This is a genomic window from Mycobacterium colombiense (assembly GCF_001953985.1).
GTDB lineage: Bacteria > Actinomycetota > Actinomycetes > Mycobacteriales > Mycobacteriaceae > Mycobacterium > Mycobacterium colombiense_B.
The window spans coordinates 1-13,934 of the sequence record NZ_MBEI01000073.1 but is presented as its reverse complement, the minus strand read 5'-3'; the positions used below and the strand labels follow the sequence as shown (position 1 = coordinate 13,934).

Annotated in this window: 10 protein-coding genes, 2 tRNA genes and 1 pseudogene; 10 read left to right on the top strand and 3 right to left on the bottom strand. The window is 66.8% G+C overall.

Annotated elements, in window-relative coordinates:
* The first annotated feature begins 6 nt into the window (after window positions 1-6).
* Window positions 7-813 (top strand): Fpg/Nei family DNA glycosylase, encoded by an 807-nt coding sequence (locus A5732_RS23130; protein WP_076103409.1) that lies wholly within the window; start codon window positions 7-9, stop codon window positions 811-813.
* Window positions 814-1,688: 875 nt separating this feature from the next.
* On the opposite strand, the gene A5732_RS23115 is transcribed toward A5732_RS23130, so the two are convergent.
* Together A5732_RS23115 and A5732_RS23110 are read right to left on the bottom strand one after the other, a co-directional pair.
* Entirely contained in the window at window positions 1,689-2,879 is a 1,191-nt protein-coding gene (locus tag A5732_RS23115; protein WP_076050971.1) for a serine hydrolase domain-containing protein, read from the bottom strand.
* A gap of 32 nt (window positions 2,880-2,911) precedes the next feature.
* Window positions 2,912-2,982, bottom strand: a tRNA-Gly gene (locus A5732_RS23110).
* Window positions 2,983-3,130: 148 nt separating this feature from the next.
* Here A5732_RS23110 and A5732_RS23105 point away from each other — a divergent pair.
* From A5732_RS23105 to clpP2, 4 genes are all read left to right on the top strand, one after another.
* Window positions 3,131-3,207: transfer RNA gene (locus A5732_RS23105), tRNA-Pro, on the top strand.
* Window positions 3,208-3,286: 79 nt separating this feature from the next.
* Window positions 3,287-4,690 carry a trigger factor gene (gene tig / locus A5732_RS23100; RefSeq protein ID WP_076103406.1) on the top strand — a complete coding sequence of 468 codons (1,404 nt, stop codon included), beginning with the start codon at window positions 3,287-3,289 and terminating at the stop codon, window positions 4,688-4,690.
* 125 nt (window positions 4,691-4,815) lie between these two features.
* Window positions 4,816-5,406, top strand: coding sequence for an ATP-dependent CLP protease proteolytic subunit ClpP1 (clpP1, locus tag A5732_RS23095; protein ID WP_064953003.1), 591 nt, complete (start codon window positions 4,816-4,818; stop codon window positions 5,404-5,406).
* Window positions 5,403-6,038 (top strand): ATP-dependent CLP protease proteolytic subunit ClpP2, encoded by a 636-nt coding sequence (gene clpP2 / locus A5732_RS23090; RefSeq protein ID WP_008255179.1) that lies wholly within the window; start codon window positions 5,403-5,405, stop codon window positions 6,036-6,038. The genes clpP1 and clpP2 overlap by 4 nt, the downstream gene beginning before the upstream one ends.
* Here the strand turns inward: clpP2 and mmuM are convergent.
* Complete coding sequence (gene mmuM / locus A5732_RS23085) at window positions 6,035-6,925, bottom strand: homocysteine S-methyltransferase (protein WP_076103405.1); 891 nt, start codon at window positions 6,923-6,925, stop codon at window positions 6,035-6,037. The two genes, clpP2 and mmuM, sit on opposite strands and share 4 nt — an antisense overlap.
* A gap of 329 nt (window positions 6,926-7,254) precedes the next feature.
* Here mmuM and clpX point away from each other — a divergent pair, with 329 nt between their 5' ends.
* The 5 genes and pseudogenes from clpX to A5732_RS23060 all read left to right on the top strand — a co-directional run.
* Window positions 7,255-8,535 carry an ATP-dependent Clp protease ATP-binding subunit ClpX gene (gene clpX / locus A5732_RS23080; protein ID WP_064953001.1) on the top strand — a complete coding sequence of 427 codons (1,281 nt, stop codon included), beginning with the start codon at window positions 7,255-7,257 and terminating at the stop codon, window positions 8,533-8,535.
* A gap of 309 nt (window positions 8,536-8,844) precedes the next feature.
* On the top strand, window positions 8,845-10,800 hold the full coding sequence (locus tag A5732_RS23075; RefSeq protein WP_139334511.1) for a 2-oxoacid:acceptor oxidoreductase subunit alpha: 1,956 nt from the start codon (window positions 8,845-8,847) through the stop codon (window positions 10,798-10,800).
* Window positions 10,801-10,908: 108 nt separating this feature from the next.
* The gene (locus A5732_RS23070; RefSeq protein ID WP_064953000.1) at window positions 10,909-12,000 is read left to right on the top strand and encodes a 2-oxoacid:ferredoxin oxidoreductase subunit beta; all 1,092 of its coding nucleotides are present in this window, start codon (window positions 10,909-10,911) and stop codon (window positions 11,998-12,000) included.
* 13 nt (window positions 12,001-12,013) lie between these two features.
* A complete protein-coding gene (gene mobA, locus A5732_RS23065) occupies window positions 12,014-12,619 on the top strand; it encodes a molybdenum cofactor guanylyltransferase (protein ID WP_076103420.1) in 606 nt (201 codons plus the stop codon).
* A gap of 1,081 nt (window positions 12,620-13,700) precedes the next feature.
* Window positions 13,701-13,934, top strand: a pseudogene (locus tag A5732_RS23060) (transglycosylase family protein); the annotation flags it as partial.

Genomic DNA, 13,934 nt, shown 5'->3' with positions numbered 1-13,934 from the left:
CTGCACGTGCCCGAAGGGCATACCCTGCACCGGCTGGCCCGGCTGCACCAACGCCGGTACGCCGGCGCCCCCGTCGCGGTGTCCAGCCCACAGGGCCGCTTCGCTGATTCGGCCGCGGTGGTTAACGGCCGGCTGTTGCAGCGCACCAGCGCATGGGGCAAACACCTGTTCCACCACTACGCCGGCGGCCCGATCGTGCACGTGCACCTGGGGCTGTACGGCGCCTTCACCGAATGGGAACGTCCCGCCGACGGCCTGTTTCCGGAGGCGATCGGGCAAGTGCGGATGCGCATGATCGGCGCCGGCTACGGCACCGACCTACGCGGCCCGACGGTGTGCGAGGTCATCGACGAGGGCCAGGTCAGCGACGTCCTGGCCAGGCTGGGCCCCGACCCGTTGCGCAGCGACGCAGATTCATCGTGGGCGTGGAAGCGTATTGTCAAGTCCCGCAGGCCAATTGGCGCGCTGCTGATGGACCAGACGGTGATGGCCGGCGTGGGCAACGTCTACCGCAGCGAGTTGCTGTTCCGGCACCGGATCGACCCGTTCCGACCCGGCCGCGACGTCGGCGAGGACGAGTTCGACGCGGCCTGGACCGATCTGGTCGCGCTGATGAAGGTCGGATTGCGTCGCGGGAAGATCATCGTGGTCCGGCCCGAACACGATCACGGCGCGCCGTCGTACCGGCCCGACCGGCCCCGCACCTACGTCTACCGACGGGCCGGCGAGCCCTGCCGGGTGTCCGGTGATCCGATCCGCACGACAGTGCTGGAGGGGCGAAACGTTTTCTGGTGCCCTACCTGCCAGACATAAAAGCATCGACGAACCGGGCCCCAGCTTGGTGGTGCACGATCCCGTTTCGTGCGCCACCAGCCGGGTAGGACTCGCAGATGAAGAAATCTATACGTGCCGTTGCGGCCACGACCATGCTTTCGGCAGGTCTGGGACTGGCCGGACTGGGTGCAGCGGGCGGCGCTCAGGCACAAGTGACGTCCTTCCCGAACTACCCGTGCAATCCGGGCGAGACCTGGAACCCGGGAAACGGGCCGTACTGCAATGGCCCTGGACCCGGTTCCGGATGGGGGCCCGGCGGAGACCTCGGTCCTGGACCCGGCCCGGGCGGTCCGGTCAACGGCGCACCCGGCGGCGGTGGACCGGGCGGCGGTGGACCGGGCGGTGGCGGGCACGGCGGCGGTGGAGGCGGCGGCCACTAACGCTGTGGAGTGCTCCTCACTGCCAGCACGGAGTAGACCTCGTCTGAACTCTCAGCTCGAAACACTGGCGGCAGTTGTTTAGTCAAAGCATCGATGTGGGTAAGAACGTCGGTGTGAAAACTCTTCCACGTTTGGCCGCAACGGCTCTCGCAATCGGCGGGCTGGGTTTGGCGGGCTTGGGCGTCGCAACTGAGGCGCAGGCTCACCCCGGACCCTTCCCGCAATGGTGTCCGGGTGAGTGGTGGGACCCGGGCTGGGGCAACAACTGGGACTGGAACAACTGCCACGACTGGCACGGTGGACCCGGGGGCTGGAACCCGCCCGGGCCGGCAGGGGGCCCCGGGTGGGGTCCTGGCGGCCCCGGCCACTGGGGGCCCGGCGGCCCGCCGCCTCCCGGCTGGCACCCCTGATCCGATAAGCCGCGCAACCGAACGCGCCCTGCCGATATCCGGCAGGCGCGTTCGGGTTTCAGCGCTAGATGACTCCCAGCACGGAGTACACCTCGTTGGACAGGACGAGGCTGCGCGGGTCCGCGTTCGCCTTGGTGGGGTCGAAGTGATTGGCCACATACGCGTAGCCGATGCGGTGCTCCAGATCGACGAATCCGAACGAGCCGCCCAGCCCGCCGTGGCCGAAGATCCGCGGGTTGGGTCCGTTGACGCAGCGCTGGTTGAGCATGTAGCCCAGTCCCCATCCGTGGTCGGCGACCCGCGGCCCCAGCACCAGGTCGGTGTCCAGCCCGCCCTGGCAGACCCGCACCAGGTCCATGTGCTCGCGGCTGAGCAACTTCTCCTGGGCGAGCGCGTTGTAGAAGGTCGCCAACCCCAGCGCCGAGACCTGCCCGTTGGTGCCGGGGAACTCGAGTTCGCGCCACAGGTTCAGGTCGTGCGAGCCGAGTTCGTCGTCGGGGGCGAACCCCATCGAGATGGACAGTCCCGCTTTGGGGTGCTCGGCCAGGCTGGTGGGATAGCCGGGGGCCTGCGCGTCGGCCAGCAGGTCGCGGGCGTGCGGCTTGTTGACCCGCTCGGCGCAGCGGTGCTGCTCGCTCAGCGGCAACCCGATATGGACGTCCGCGCCGAACGGCTCGGCGATCTCGGTGCGCAGGTATTGGCCGATAGTCCGGCCCGTCACCCGGCGGAACACCTCGCCCATGATGAACCCGAACGTCGTCATGTGGTAGCCCTGCGCGGTTCCCGGCTCCCACCACGGCTCGGCGGCGGCCAGCCGTTCGCAGACGTAGTCCCAGTCGGCGACCTGCTCCCACCGCATCCGGGTGCGCGGGCCGATCACCCCGGACCGGTGGCTCATCACCATCGCCAGCGTGATGTCTTGTTTGCCCGCCTGGGCGAACTCGGGCCAGTAGTGGGCGACCGGGGCCTGCAGATCCAGCTCGCCACGGTCGGCGAGTTGGTGCACGCAGGTGGCCGACAGGCCCTTGGTGCCGGACAACACGGTGGTGAGGGTGTTCTGCCGCCAGGGCCGGGTGCGGGCCCCGTCGGCCCAGCCGCCCCACAGGTTGACCACCAGAGACCCGTCGACCCACACCGCGACGGCGGCGCCGACCTCATCGCCCAGCGTGAAATTGCGCTCGAACGCGTCGCGAACTCCGGCAAAGTCCGAGGCGCATGACCCGTGAATCGACACGTCGGTCTTCAGGTCGCTCATGGCGCCTTTCTATCGAGCAGATAGTTAGCCCGAGCGGGCGACGGGAATCGAACCCGCGTAGCTAGTTTGGAAGACTAGGGCTCTACCATTGAGCTACGCCCGCATGTATTTAGTCGAGCGTGACTGTAGCTGGCGACGAAGATCAAATCTAATCGACTCGGTTTTGTGATCGCTCCGTGAGGTCTGCGACGTCGCTGCGAAGCCCGTGGCCAACCCGGTATTGAGGGGCCTTAGGATCATCGAGGTCAGCGCGGGGTGTAGCGCAGCTTGGTAGCGCATCCGCTTTGGGAGCGGAAGGCCGCAGGTTCAAATCCTGTCACCCCGACCAGCACGACCGGCCCCGTGCCATGCGCACGACCCACCGACCGCCAACAAAGAGCAAAGAACGAGCACTGAGGAGCACACCCGTGAAGAGCACCGTCGAGCAGTTGAGCCCCACCCGGGTGCGCATCAACGTGGAGGTCCCTTTCTCGGAACTCGAACCCGACTTCCAGCGCGCCTACAAGGAGCTGGCCCGGCAGGTGCGACTGCCCGGGTTCCGGCCGGGCAAGGCGCCGGCGAAGTTGCTGGAGGCGCGCTTCGGCCGTGAGGCGATGCTCGATCAGGTCGTCAACGAGGCGCTGCCCGCGCGGTACGGGCAGGCCGTCGCCGAATCAGAGGTGCACCCGCTGGGCCAGCCCGAGATCGAGGTCACCAAGAAGGAGTACGGCGAGGAGCTGGCCTTCACCGCCGAGGTCGACGTCCGCCCCAAACTGACCCTGCCGGACCCCGGCGCCCTCAAGGTCTCGGTGGACCCGATCGAGGTCAGCGACGAGGACGTGGACGCCGAACTGCAGTCTCTGCGTGCGCGATTCGGCACCCTGACCGGGGTGGACCGCCCCGTCGCCGACGGCGACTTCGTCTCGATCGACCTGTCGGCCACCATCGACGGCGAAGAGATCCCGGGCGCCGCCGCGCAGGGCCTGTCCCACGAGGTCGGCTCGGGCCGGCTCATCGCGGGCCTGGACGAGGCGCTGGTCGGTCTGTCCGTGGACGAGCCCAAGGAGTTCACCGCGCAGCTGGCGACCGGCGAACACGCGGGCAAGGACGCCCAGGTGACCGTCACGGTCAAGTCGATCAAGGAACGTGAGCTGCCCGAACCCGACGACGAATTCGCGCAACTGGCCAGCGAGTTCGACACCATCGAGGAGCTGAAGTCCAACCTGCGCGAGCAGGTCGGCCGCACCAAGCGCGCCCAGCAGGCCGAGAACATTCGCGAGGCCGCCCTCGACACGCTGCTCGAGCAGGTCGAGGTGCCGCTGCCGGAAGCCATCGTCAAGGCGCAGGTCGACAGCGCGTTGCACAACGCCCTGCACAGCCTCGACCACGACGAGTCCAAGCTCGAGGAAGTGCTGGCCCAGCAGGGTAAGTCCCGCGAGGAGTTCGAGACCGAGACGCGCACGGCGGCCGAGACGGACGTCAAGCGGCAGCTGCTGCTGGACGCCCTGGCCGACGACCTGGAGGTCCAGGTTGGCCAGGAGGACCTGACCGAGCGCCTGGTGGCGACGTCACGGCAATACGGCATCGAGCCCCAGCAGCTGTTGGGCTACCTCCAGGAGAACAACCAGCTGCCGGCCATGTTCGCCGATGTGCGGCGGGCACTGGCCATCGCCGAGGTGATCCGGGCGGCGACCGTCACCGATACCGCCGGAAACGCCATCGACACCAGTGAATTCTTCGGCAAGCGGGCGGAGGCCGACAATTCGAATGAGGCGGCCGACGAGGACTCGGGCGAGGCCGGGGAATCCGACGAGGCCGACGCCGGGGAGTGACCGCGCCATGACGCTGTGAGCGAACGTGCCCGTTTCAGGGGTGCGCGGCCGCGAAACAGTGGGTTCGGTTGGTTAGTGTCGTGAATACGGATCTCGAGAAAGCAGGTAACCCAGTCGTGACTGACATGCGTTCAAACTCGCAGGGTCTCAACCTCACGGACTCGGTCTATGAGCGCTTGCTGTCCGAGCGCATCATCTTCCTGGGTTCGGAGGTGAGCGACGAAATCGCCAATCGGCTGTGCGCGCAGATTCTGCTGCTCGCCGCCGAGGACTCCAGCAAGGACATTTCGCTGTACATCAATTCGCCGGGCGGATCGATCAGCGCCGGGATGGCGATCTACGACACCATGGTGCTGGCGCCGTGCGACATCGCCACCTACGCGATGGGCATGGCCGCCTCGATGGGCGAGTTCTTGTTGGCGGCAGGCACCAAGGGCAAGCGGTACGCGTTGCCGCACGCCCGCATCCTGATGCACCAGCCGCTCGGCGGGGTGACCGGTAGCGCGGCCGACATCGCCATCCAGGCCGAGCAGTTCACGGTCATCAAGAAGGAGATGTTCCGGCTCAACGCGGAATTCACCGGCCAGTCGATCGAGCGCATCGAGGCGGATTCCGATCGCGACCGCTGGTTCACCGCGCAGGAAGCCCTGGAATACGGCTTCGTCGACCACATCATCACCCGCGCCGCCCACATCACCAATGGAGAAGCCCAGTGAACCCCGAAACCCAACCCCAGGCGCGCTACATCCTGCCCTCGTTCATCGAGCACTCCAGCTTCGGTGTCAAGGAGTCGAACCCGTATAACAAGCTGTTCGAGGAGCGCATCATCTTCCTCGGCGTCCAGGTCGACGACGCGTCGGCGAACGACATCATGGCGCAGCTGCTGGTGCTCGAGTCGCTGGACCCCGACCGCGACATCACCATGTACATCAACTCGCCCGGTGGCGGATTCACCTCGCTGATGGCGATTTACGACACCATGCAGTACGTGCGCGCCGATATCCAGACGGTGTGCCTTGGCCAGGCCGCCTCGGCGGCCGCGGTGCTGCTGGCCGCCGGGACGCCGGGCAAGCGGATGGCGCTGCCCAACGCCCGGGTGCTCATCCACCAGCCCTCGCTGCAGGGGGTGATCCAGGGGCAGTTCTCCGATCTGGAGATCCAGGCCGCCGAGATCGAGCGGATGCGCACGCTGATGGAGACCACGCTGGCCCGCCATACCGGCAAGGACGCCGCGACGGTCCGCAAGGACACCGACCGGGACAAGATCCTGACCGCGGAAGAGGCCAAGGACTACGGGATCATCGACACCGTGCTGGAGTACCGGAAACTTTCGGCGCAGAGCGCCTAGCGATTTCGGCGAAGGCCGGCGATCTCGGCGGGCCCGACCCGGCAGCATCCGCCGACGATGCGGGCCCCGGCCGCGGTCCACTGGGCCGCCAGGTCCGTGCTGAACCGCGACGGCCCGATCCAGCTGTGCCGCAAGGTGTCCCAGCGTTCGCCGCTGTTCGGGTAGACGATGACGGGCTTCCCGACGACGGCGGCGCGCGCGATCGCGGGCAACACGTCGTCCGGCGCGCAGCAGTTCACCCCGACAGCGACGATCTCGTCGACGCCGGCCGCCACCGCGAACGCGTCGGCCAGCGACTGCCCGGCGCGGGTCCGTTCGCCGTCGATGGTGTAGCTCAGCCAGGCCGGCTTCCCGACCGAGTGGACCACCTCGACCAGGGCCTGCGCCTCGTCGACGTCGGGCACGGTTTCGCACGCCAGCAGGTCCGCGCCGGCGTCGGCCAGGGTCTCCAGCCGTGGCCGATGCCATCGCGCCAGGGCCGCGACCGACAGGCCGTAGCGCCCGCGGTATTCCGATCCGTCGGCCAGCGCCGCGCCGTACGGTCCGATCGAGGCGGCGACGAGCAACCCATCACCGCCGGATTCGTCCCGCGCCGCCTTGGCAAGTTCTACGCTGCGGCGCAGCAGCCCCTCGGTCTCCCGGCGATCGAACCCGCGGGCGGCGAACCCCTCGAACGACGCCTGGTAGCTGGCCGTCGTCGCGATCATGGCTCCGGCGCGAAAGTAGGCGGCGTGCACCGCGGCGATGGCCTGCGGGGCGTCCGCCAGCAGCCTGGCCGACCACAAGGGGTCGGACAGGTCATGGCCGCGCGCTTCGAGCTCGGTGGCCAAGCCGCCGTCGAGCAGTACGAATCCGCCGGGCCATGCGAAGCCCCCCGCCAAACCCACCTCGTCACTGTAGGGTGAATTCTTGGGGGTCCGCCCAGGCCTCGCGTGATTGTTGGCGTTGGGTTGGCACCTCCACACCGAAGCAAGGTCGGAGGGCAGCCAGCCTCGGTCGCATTACGACCGCGACACGCCAAGGACACGCAAAGCGCGCCTTTCGCGAGTGACGGGCACCGTCTGGCTATATGTTTCATCCATACGGAGATGCATGAATACCACCGACGCGATTCGGCCCTTATGGTCGCCTCGGGCCCGAACAAGCGGGTAGCGTCGGTGAATACATGCGGGGACAGGCAAGACCAACGGCGAATAGGAAGTAGGCCCTCAGCACCATGGCGCGCATCGGAGACGGCGGTGACCTGCTGAAGTGCTCGTTCTGCGGGAAGAGCCAGAAGCAGGTCAAGAAGCTCATTGCTGGCCCCGGCGTATACATCTGCGATGAGTGCATCGATCTCTGCAACGAGATCATCGAAGAGGAGCTCGCCGACGCCGACGATGTGAAACTTGATGAGCTTCCCAAGCCGATCGAGATCCGGGAGTTCCTCGAGGGATACGTCATCGGCCAGGACACCGCCAAGCGGACGCTGGCCGTCGCCGTCTACAACCACTACAAGCGGATCCAGGCCGGCGAAAAGGGCCGGGACTCGCGCCACGAGCCGGTCGAGCTGACCAAGTCCAACATCTTGATGCTCGGGCCGACCGGTTGTGGCAAGACCTATCTGGCCCAGACGCTCGCCAAGATGCTGAACGTCCCGTTCGCGATCGCCGACGCCACCGCCCTGACCGAAGCCGGTTACGTCGGTGAGGACGTCGAGAACATCTTGCTCAAGCTGATCCAGGCCGCCGACTACGACGTCAAGCGCGCCGAGACCGGCATCATCTACATCGACGAGGTCGACAAGATCGCCCGCAAGAGCGAAAACCCGTCGATCACCCGCGACGTCTCCGGAGAAGGCGTCCAGCAGGCGCTGCTGAAGATCCTGGAAGGCACCCAGGCTTCGGTTCCCCCGCAGGGTGGGCGCAAGCACCCGCACCAAGAGTTCATCCAGATCGACACCACCAACGTGCTGTTCATCGTCGCCGGGGCCTTCGCGGGCCTGGAGAAGATCATCTACGAGCGCGTCGGCAAGCGCGGCCTCGGCTTCGGCGCCGAGGTGCGCTCCAAGGCGGAGATCGACACCACCGATCACTTCGCCGAAGTGATGCCCGAAGACCTGATCAAGTTCGGCCTGATTCCCGAGTTCATCGGCCGGCTTCCGGTGGTCGCCTCGGTCACCAATCTGGACCGGGAGTCGCTGGTCAAGATTCTGTCCGAGCCGAAGAACGCGCTGGTCAAGCAGTACACGCGGCTCTTCGAGATGGACAACGTGGAGCTCGAGTTCACCGACGACGCGCTGGAAGCGATCGCCGACCAGGCGATCCACCGCGGCACCGGCGCCCGTGGCCTGCGGGCCATCATGGAAGAGGTCCTGCTGCCGGTGATGTATGACATCCCGAGCCGCGACGACGTCGCCAAGGTCGTGGTGACCAAGGAGACCGTCCAGGACAACGTCTTGCCGACGATCGTGCCGCGCAAGCCTTCCCGTTCCGAGCGCCGGGACAAGAGCGCCTAGGTCCGTCCGGTATCCCGGCGGGGCCAATTCCGGCCGCCGAGCGTGTTTTGCTGCCCGCGCGAGGCACGCTGACGTGACCAACGCCACAGTTTGCTGTGCTACTGCTCAGTAGCACGTCGCTGACGTCGTCTTTTGGCTGCCGACGCGGCCGAGATGGCGGCTGAGGGACGGCGATGGCGACCGGAAATAAGTGCCATAATTGATACTTCCAGTGACATCAAACCGAGACGGCCGGAAAGTCACTTTCACGGGCGTAATCTAGTTTGCGCGCCCAGTGTCTGTCCGGTGAACAAAGTGGAGGGCAAAGACGTGGATCCGAACGGCAGCGGAGCCGGATCAGACTCACAGAATGGGGCTTCCCCCAACGGATCTGCCCGTCAGCGTCTCGAACAAGTCGTGATTCGCTTCGCCGGGGACTCCGGCGACGGCATGCAGCTCACCGGTGACCGCTTCACATCCGAGGCAGCGCTTTTCGGCAACGACCTGGCCACCCAGCCCAACTATCCCGCCGAGATCCGCGCGCCTGCAGGAACCCTGCCCGGTGTCTCCTCCTTCCAGATTCAGATCGCCGACTACGACATCCTGACCGCCGGCGACCGGCCCGACGTGCTCGTCGCGATGAATCCCGCTGCGCTCAAAGCCAATATCGGTGACCTGCCCCGCGGTGGCATGGTGATCGCGAACTCCGACGAGTTCACCAAGCGCAACCTGACCAAGGTCGGCTACGTCACCAACCCGCTCGAGACCGACGAGTTGTCGGATTACGTGGTGCATTCCGTCGCGATGACCACGCTGACGCTCGGGGCGGTCGAGACGATCGGCGCCACGAAGAAGGACGGCCAGCGCGCCAAGAACATGTTCGCGCTGGGCCTGCTGTCGTGGATGTATGGGCGGCCGATCGAAACCAGCGAGAAGTTCATCCGGGAGAAATTCGCCCGCAAGCCCGAGGTCGCCGAGACCAATGTGCTGGCGCTGAAGGCGGGCTGGAACTACGGCGAAACGACCGAGGCCTTCGGCACCACCTACGAGGTGTCCCGGGCGACCCTGCCGTCGGGCGAATACCGCCAGATCTCGGGCAACACCGCGCTGGCGTACGGCATTGTGGCGGCCGGTCAGCTGGCGGACATTCCTGTCCTGCTCGGCAGCTACCCGATCACGCCGGCCTCCGACATCCTGCACGAGCTGTCCAAGCACAAGAACTTCAACGTCATCACCTTCCAGGCCGAGGACGAGATCGGTGGCATCTGCGCGGCCATCGGCGCCTCGTATGGCGGCGCGCTGGGCGTCACCACCACTTCCGGTCCGGGCATCTCGCTCAAGTCCGAGGCGCTCGGGCTGGCCGTGATGACCGAGCTGCCGCTGCTCGTCGTCGACGTGCAGCGCGGCGGGCCCTCGACCGGGCTGCCCACCAAAACCGAGCAGGCCGACCTGCTGCAGGCGTTGTTCGGCCGCAACGGCGAGTCGCCGGTCGCGGTGGTGGCGCCGCGCTCACCCTCGGACTGCTTCGAGACCGCGCTCGAGGCGGCGCGCATCGCGGTGTCCTACCACACCCCGGTGATCGTCTTGTCCGACGGCGCGATCGCCAATGGGTCGGAGCCGTGGCGCATTCCGGACATCAGCACGCTGCAGCCCATCACGCACACCTTCGCCAAGGCGGACGAGCCGTTCCAGCCCTACGCGCGTGACCCGGAGACGCTGGCGCGGCAGTTCGCCGTGCCCGGCACCCCGGGGCTCGAGCACCGCATCGGCGGGCTGGAAGCGGCGAACGGGTCGGGCAACATCTCTTACGAGCCGGTCAACCACGACCTGATGGTCCGGTTGCGCCAGGCCAAGATCGACGGGATCTCGGTCCCCGATCTGGAGGTCGACGACCCGACCGGCGACGCCGAGCTGCTGCTGATCGGTTGGGGTAGCTCGTACGGCCCGATCGGTGAGGCCTGCCGGCGCGCGCGGCGCAAGGGCATCAAGGTGGCGCACGCCCACCTGCGCTACCTCAACCCCTTCCCGGCCAACTTGGGTGAGGTGCTGCGGCGCTACCCGCAGGTGGTGGCCCCGGAAATGAACCTGGGTCAGCTGGCGTTCCTGCTGCGGGGCAAGTACCTGGTGGACGTGCAATCGGTGAGCAAGGTGCAAGGTGTCGCCTTCCTGGCCGACGAGATCGGCCGCGTCATCCGCGCCGCGCTGGGCGGGACGCTGGCCGAAGTGGAGAACGACAAGACGATGGTCGCCAAGATGGCGGCAGCAACGGTTGGAGCCGGCGCATGAGCGCAGTGGTTCCCGCCGGCAACAACACAGAGCGAAGCGATGACGGAGCGGTGCTTGTGAGATGCGCCGCGACAATGCAGAGCGAAGCGATGAGGAGGAGCGGCGCTCGTGACTGACGTGATCGGCAACCTGGCGGGCAAAGACCTCGGTCTGTCCGCGAAGTTGACCAAAAACGACGGGGTCCCCACCACGGACCAGCCGCAGAAGTCCAAGGACTTCACCAGTGACCAAGAGGTCCGTTGGTGCCCGGGCTGCGGGGACTACGTCATCCTCAACACCATCCGCAACTTCCTGCCCGACCTCGGGCTGCGCCGCGAGAACATCGTGTTCATCAGCGGCATCGGCTGCTCGAGCCGGTTCCCGTACTACCTCGAGACCTACGGTTTCCACTCGATCCACGGCCGCGCACCGGCCATCGCCACCGGTTTGGCGCTGGCCCGCGAGGACCTCTCGGTGTGGGTGGTCACGGGTGACGGCGACGCGTTGTCGATCGGGGGTAACCACCTGATCCACGCGCTGCGCCGCAACGTCAACATCACCATCCTGCTGTTCAACAACCGGATCTACGGTCTGACCAAGGGGCAGTACTCGCCGACATCAGAGGTCGGCAAGGTCACCAAGTCGACCCCGATGGGATCGCTGGACCACCCGTTCAACCCGGTGTCGCTGGCGCTGGGCGCCGAGGCGACCTTCGTCGGCCGCGCGCTGGACTCCGACCGCAACGGACTGACCGAGGTGCTGCGCGCCGCCGCCGGGCACCGGGGCGCCGCCGTGGTCGAGATCCTGCAGGACTGCCCGATCTTCAACGACGGCTCGTTCGACGCGCTGCGCAAGGAAGGCGCCGAGGAGCGGGTCATCAACGTCCGCCACGGCGAGCCAATTGTGTTCGGCGCCAACGGAGAATACTGCGTGGTGAAGTCGGGCTTCGGCCTGGAGGTGGCCAAGACGGCCGACGTGGCGGTCGACGAGATCGTGGTGCACGACGCGCACAGCGACAACTCGGCCTACGCCTTCGCCCTGTCCCGGCTGTCGGACCAGAACCTCGATCACACCGTGCTGGGCATCTTCCGCAACATCAGCCGGCCCACCTACGACGACGCGGCACGCGCACAGGTGCAGGCGGCCCAGTCGGCGAAGGCGTTCGACTCCGCCGCGCTGCAATCGCTGCTGCGCGGGCGTGACACCTGGACCGTCGACTGACGTGGGCGACCAGATGCCCGACACAGAGAAAAAGGCCGGGTCGCTAGCGGGGATCGTGCTGGCTGGCGGTGAATCGCGGCGCATGGGCCGCGACAAGGCCACCCTCCCCGGCCCCGGCGGTGCTACCACGCTCCTCGAATACGTCGCCGGGGTCCTCGCGCAGCGCTGCGAGCCGGTTTTCGTGATCGCCGCACCGGGCCAACCGTTGCCCGCGGTGCAGGCGCAGGTCGTCCGCGACGAGGTGCGCGGACAGGGGCCGCTGCCGGCGACCGGGCGCGGGTTGCGGGCGGCCGGGGAGGCGGGCGCCCGATATGCCTTCGTCTGCGCCGTCGACATGCCGCTGCTGTCTGCGGAATTGATCGACGAGCTGGTACAGCTGGCCACCGAGACCAACGCCGAGATCGTGTTGCCGTGGGACGGTCGCAGCCACTACCTGGCCGCGGTGTACCGCACCGATCTGGCCGGGCGGATCGACGGCCTGGTCGCCGGTGGCGCCCGTTCCATGCGTGCTCTGATCGACGCCTCGGACGCCCAGCAGATCGTGCTGCCGGAATCGCGCTTCCTGGCCAACGTCAACACGGAAAGCGACCTGCTCGCTCTGGCACAGTCCCGGAGCTGACGGCGAAGCACCTGGCCGACTCGGGCCGGCGGACTCTACGTTTCGAATTCACTGACAACGCGCGCCGTAAACACGGCATTTGTTATTACGCCATTCCTGGAATTTGCGCGGCCAATTTCGGTATTCCGGGGTGACGTCAATCCCGGAATATTCCTTGCTGGGCATCGTGATCTGTTGTGGCGGTGGCGATTTGGGGATTCCCTCAATCGCGTCTGGCGATCGGGCGGCACACCATGCCCGGTTCCTCGACTCAGGGACGTAAGCCATTTCAGCAAAATTGGCTTTTAGGAAACCGCGCGCCCCTGTCGATCGGCGTTACTCGTTGGCGGCGCCGAGCCGGGTGTCGATGGTGAGTCCTCCACTTTGCCTCGGGCGCTCGAAAATCGTTGTTGCCGTGCGGTATCCGCGAAATCCGTTGTCGAGCAGGGCAATACGTCGCTGGCATGGAAGACGCAGTTGCAAGGCGATGGCTTCAATCGAATTATGCTGGCGCGCAGTGAAAGTCGATATCATCCCGCGTTCTTGGTTGCCGGGTTGCGCGGGGCGCCTTGCGGCGCGCGTGACTTGCGGTACTCTGCGCTGGTTTGCAGTAGGCAGCTTCGGATCCCATTGAAGCGCTGGTCAATCGGCGGCAGCGCGGCAAATAAACGTGCGCCAGCTCACAAAACACAGGTGATTCGGCTCACCATTCGATTGGCTATTCCGCACCGGCGCCGGTTCGGAAAACGCCGCTATGACCTGCGCAAATGGACGGGATGCCGCGGCGTGATCGGCCCGTTATCGAACCGAGATATCCGATTACCGAAGATGACGAATACGCCGCGGTCTTCTACGGTCCCTGTTAGCCCCGAACGGGTTACGGAAGAGTAATCAAATAATTGAATCCACGGACCCGCGTGCGAGCGGCGCCACGGAAGGCGAAAGCCCGACCGTGGTCGGTGGGTAACACCCGCCGGGCAGACTTGGCCCACCGCTGCCGTGCCTGACCCAGACGGCACGTTTCAAAGCAGGCATCAACCAGACAGCTTCAGCCCACTCCGTGGGCTTGTTTTGGCGCGCGCGCACCGCGAAAGGAACAAACTTGAAGAACGTCCGAAAGACGCTCATTCTTGCCGCGGTCACGGGCACGCTCGTGACCATCCCATCGGCCACCGCGCACGCGGACCCGGAAGCGGTGGGCTTCGACCCCAACGCGCCGGCCGCCGGCCCCGCGCCGGACGCTCCGCCGCCCCCGGCCCCGGACGCTCCGCCGCCGCCGGCCCCGGACGCTCCGCCGCCGCCGGCCCCGGACGCACCGGCGCCGTCGGCGCCGTAC

What these genes read in the sequence shown, in the direction of transcription:
- A5732_RS23115 (WP_076050971.1), bottom strand. Translation starts at nt 2,879, where the DNA reads ATGAGCGACCTGAAGACCGACGTGTCGATTCACGGGTCATGCGCCTCG.
- clpP1 (WP_064953003.1), top strand. Translation starts at nt 4,816, where the DNA reads ATGCGTTCAAACTCGCAGGGTCTCAACCTCACGGACTCGGTCTATGAG.
- clpX (WP_064953001.1), top strand. Translation starts at nt 7,255, where the DNA reads ATGGCGCGCATCGGAGACGGCGGTGACCTGCTGAAGTGCTCGTTCTGC.
- mobA (WP_076103420.1), top strand. Translation starts at nt 12,014, where the DNA reads ATGCCCGACACAGAGAAAAAGGCCGGGTCGCTAGCGGGGATCGTGCTG.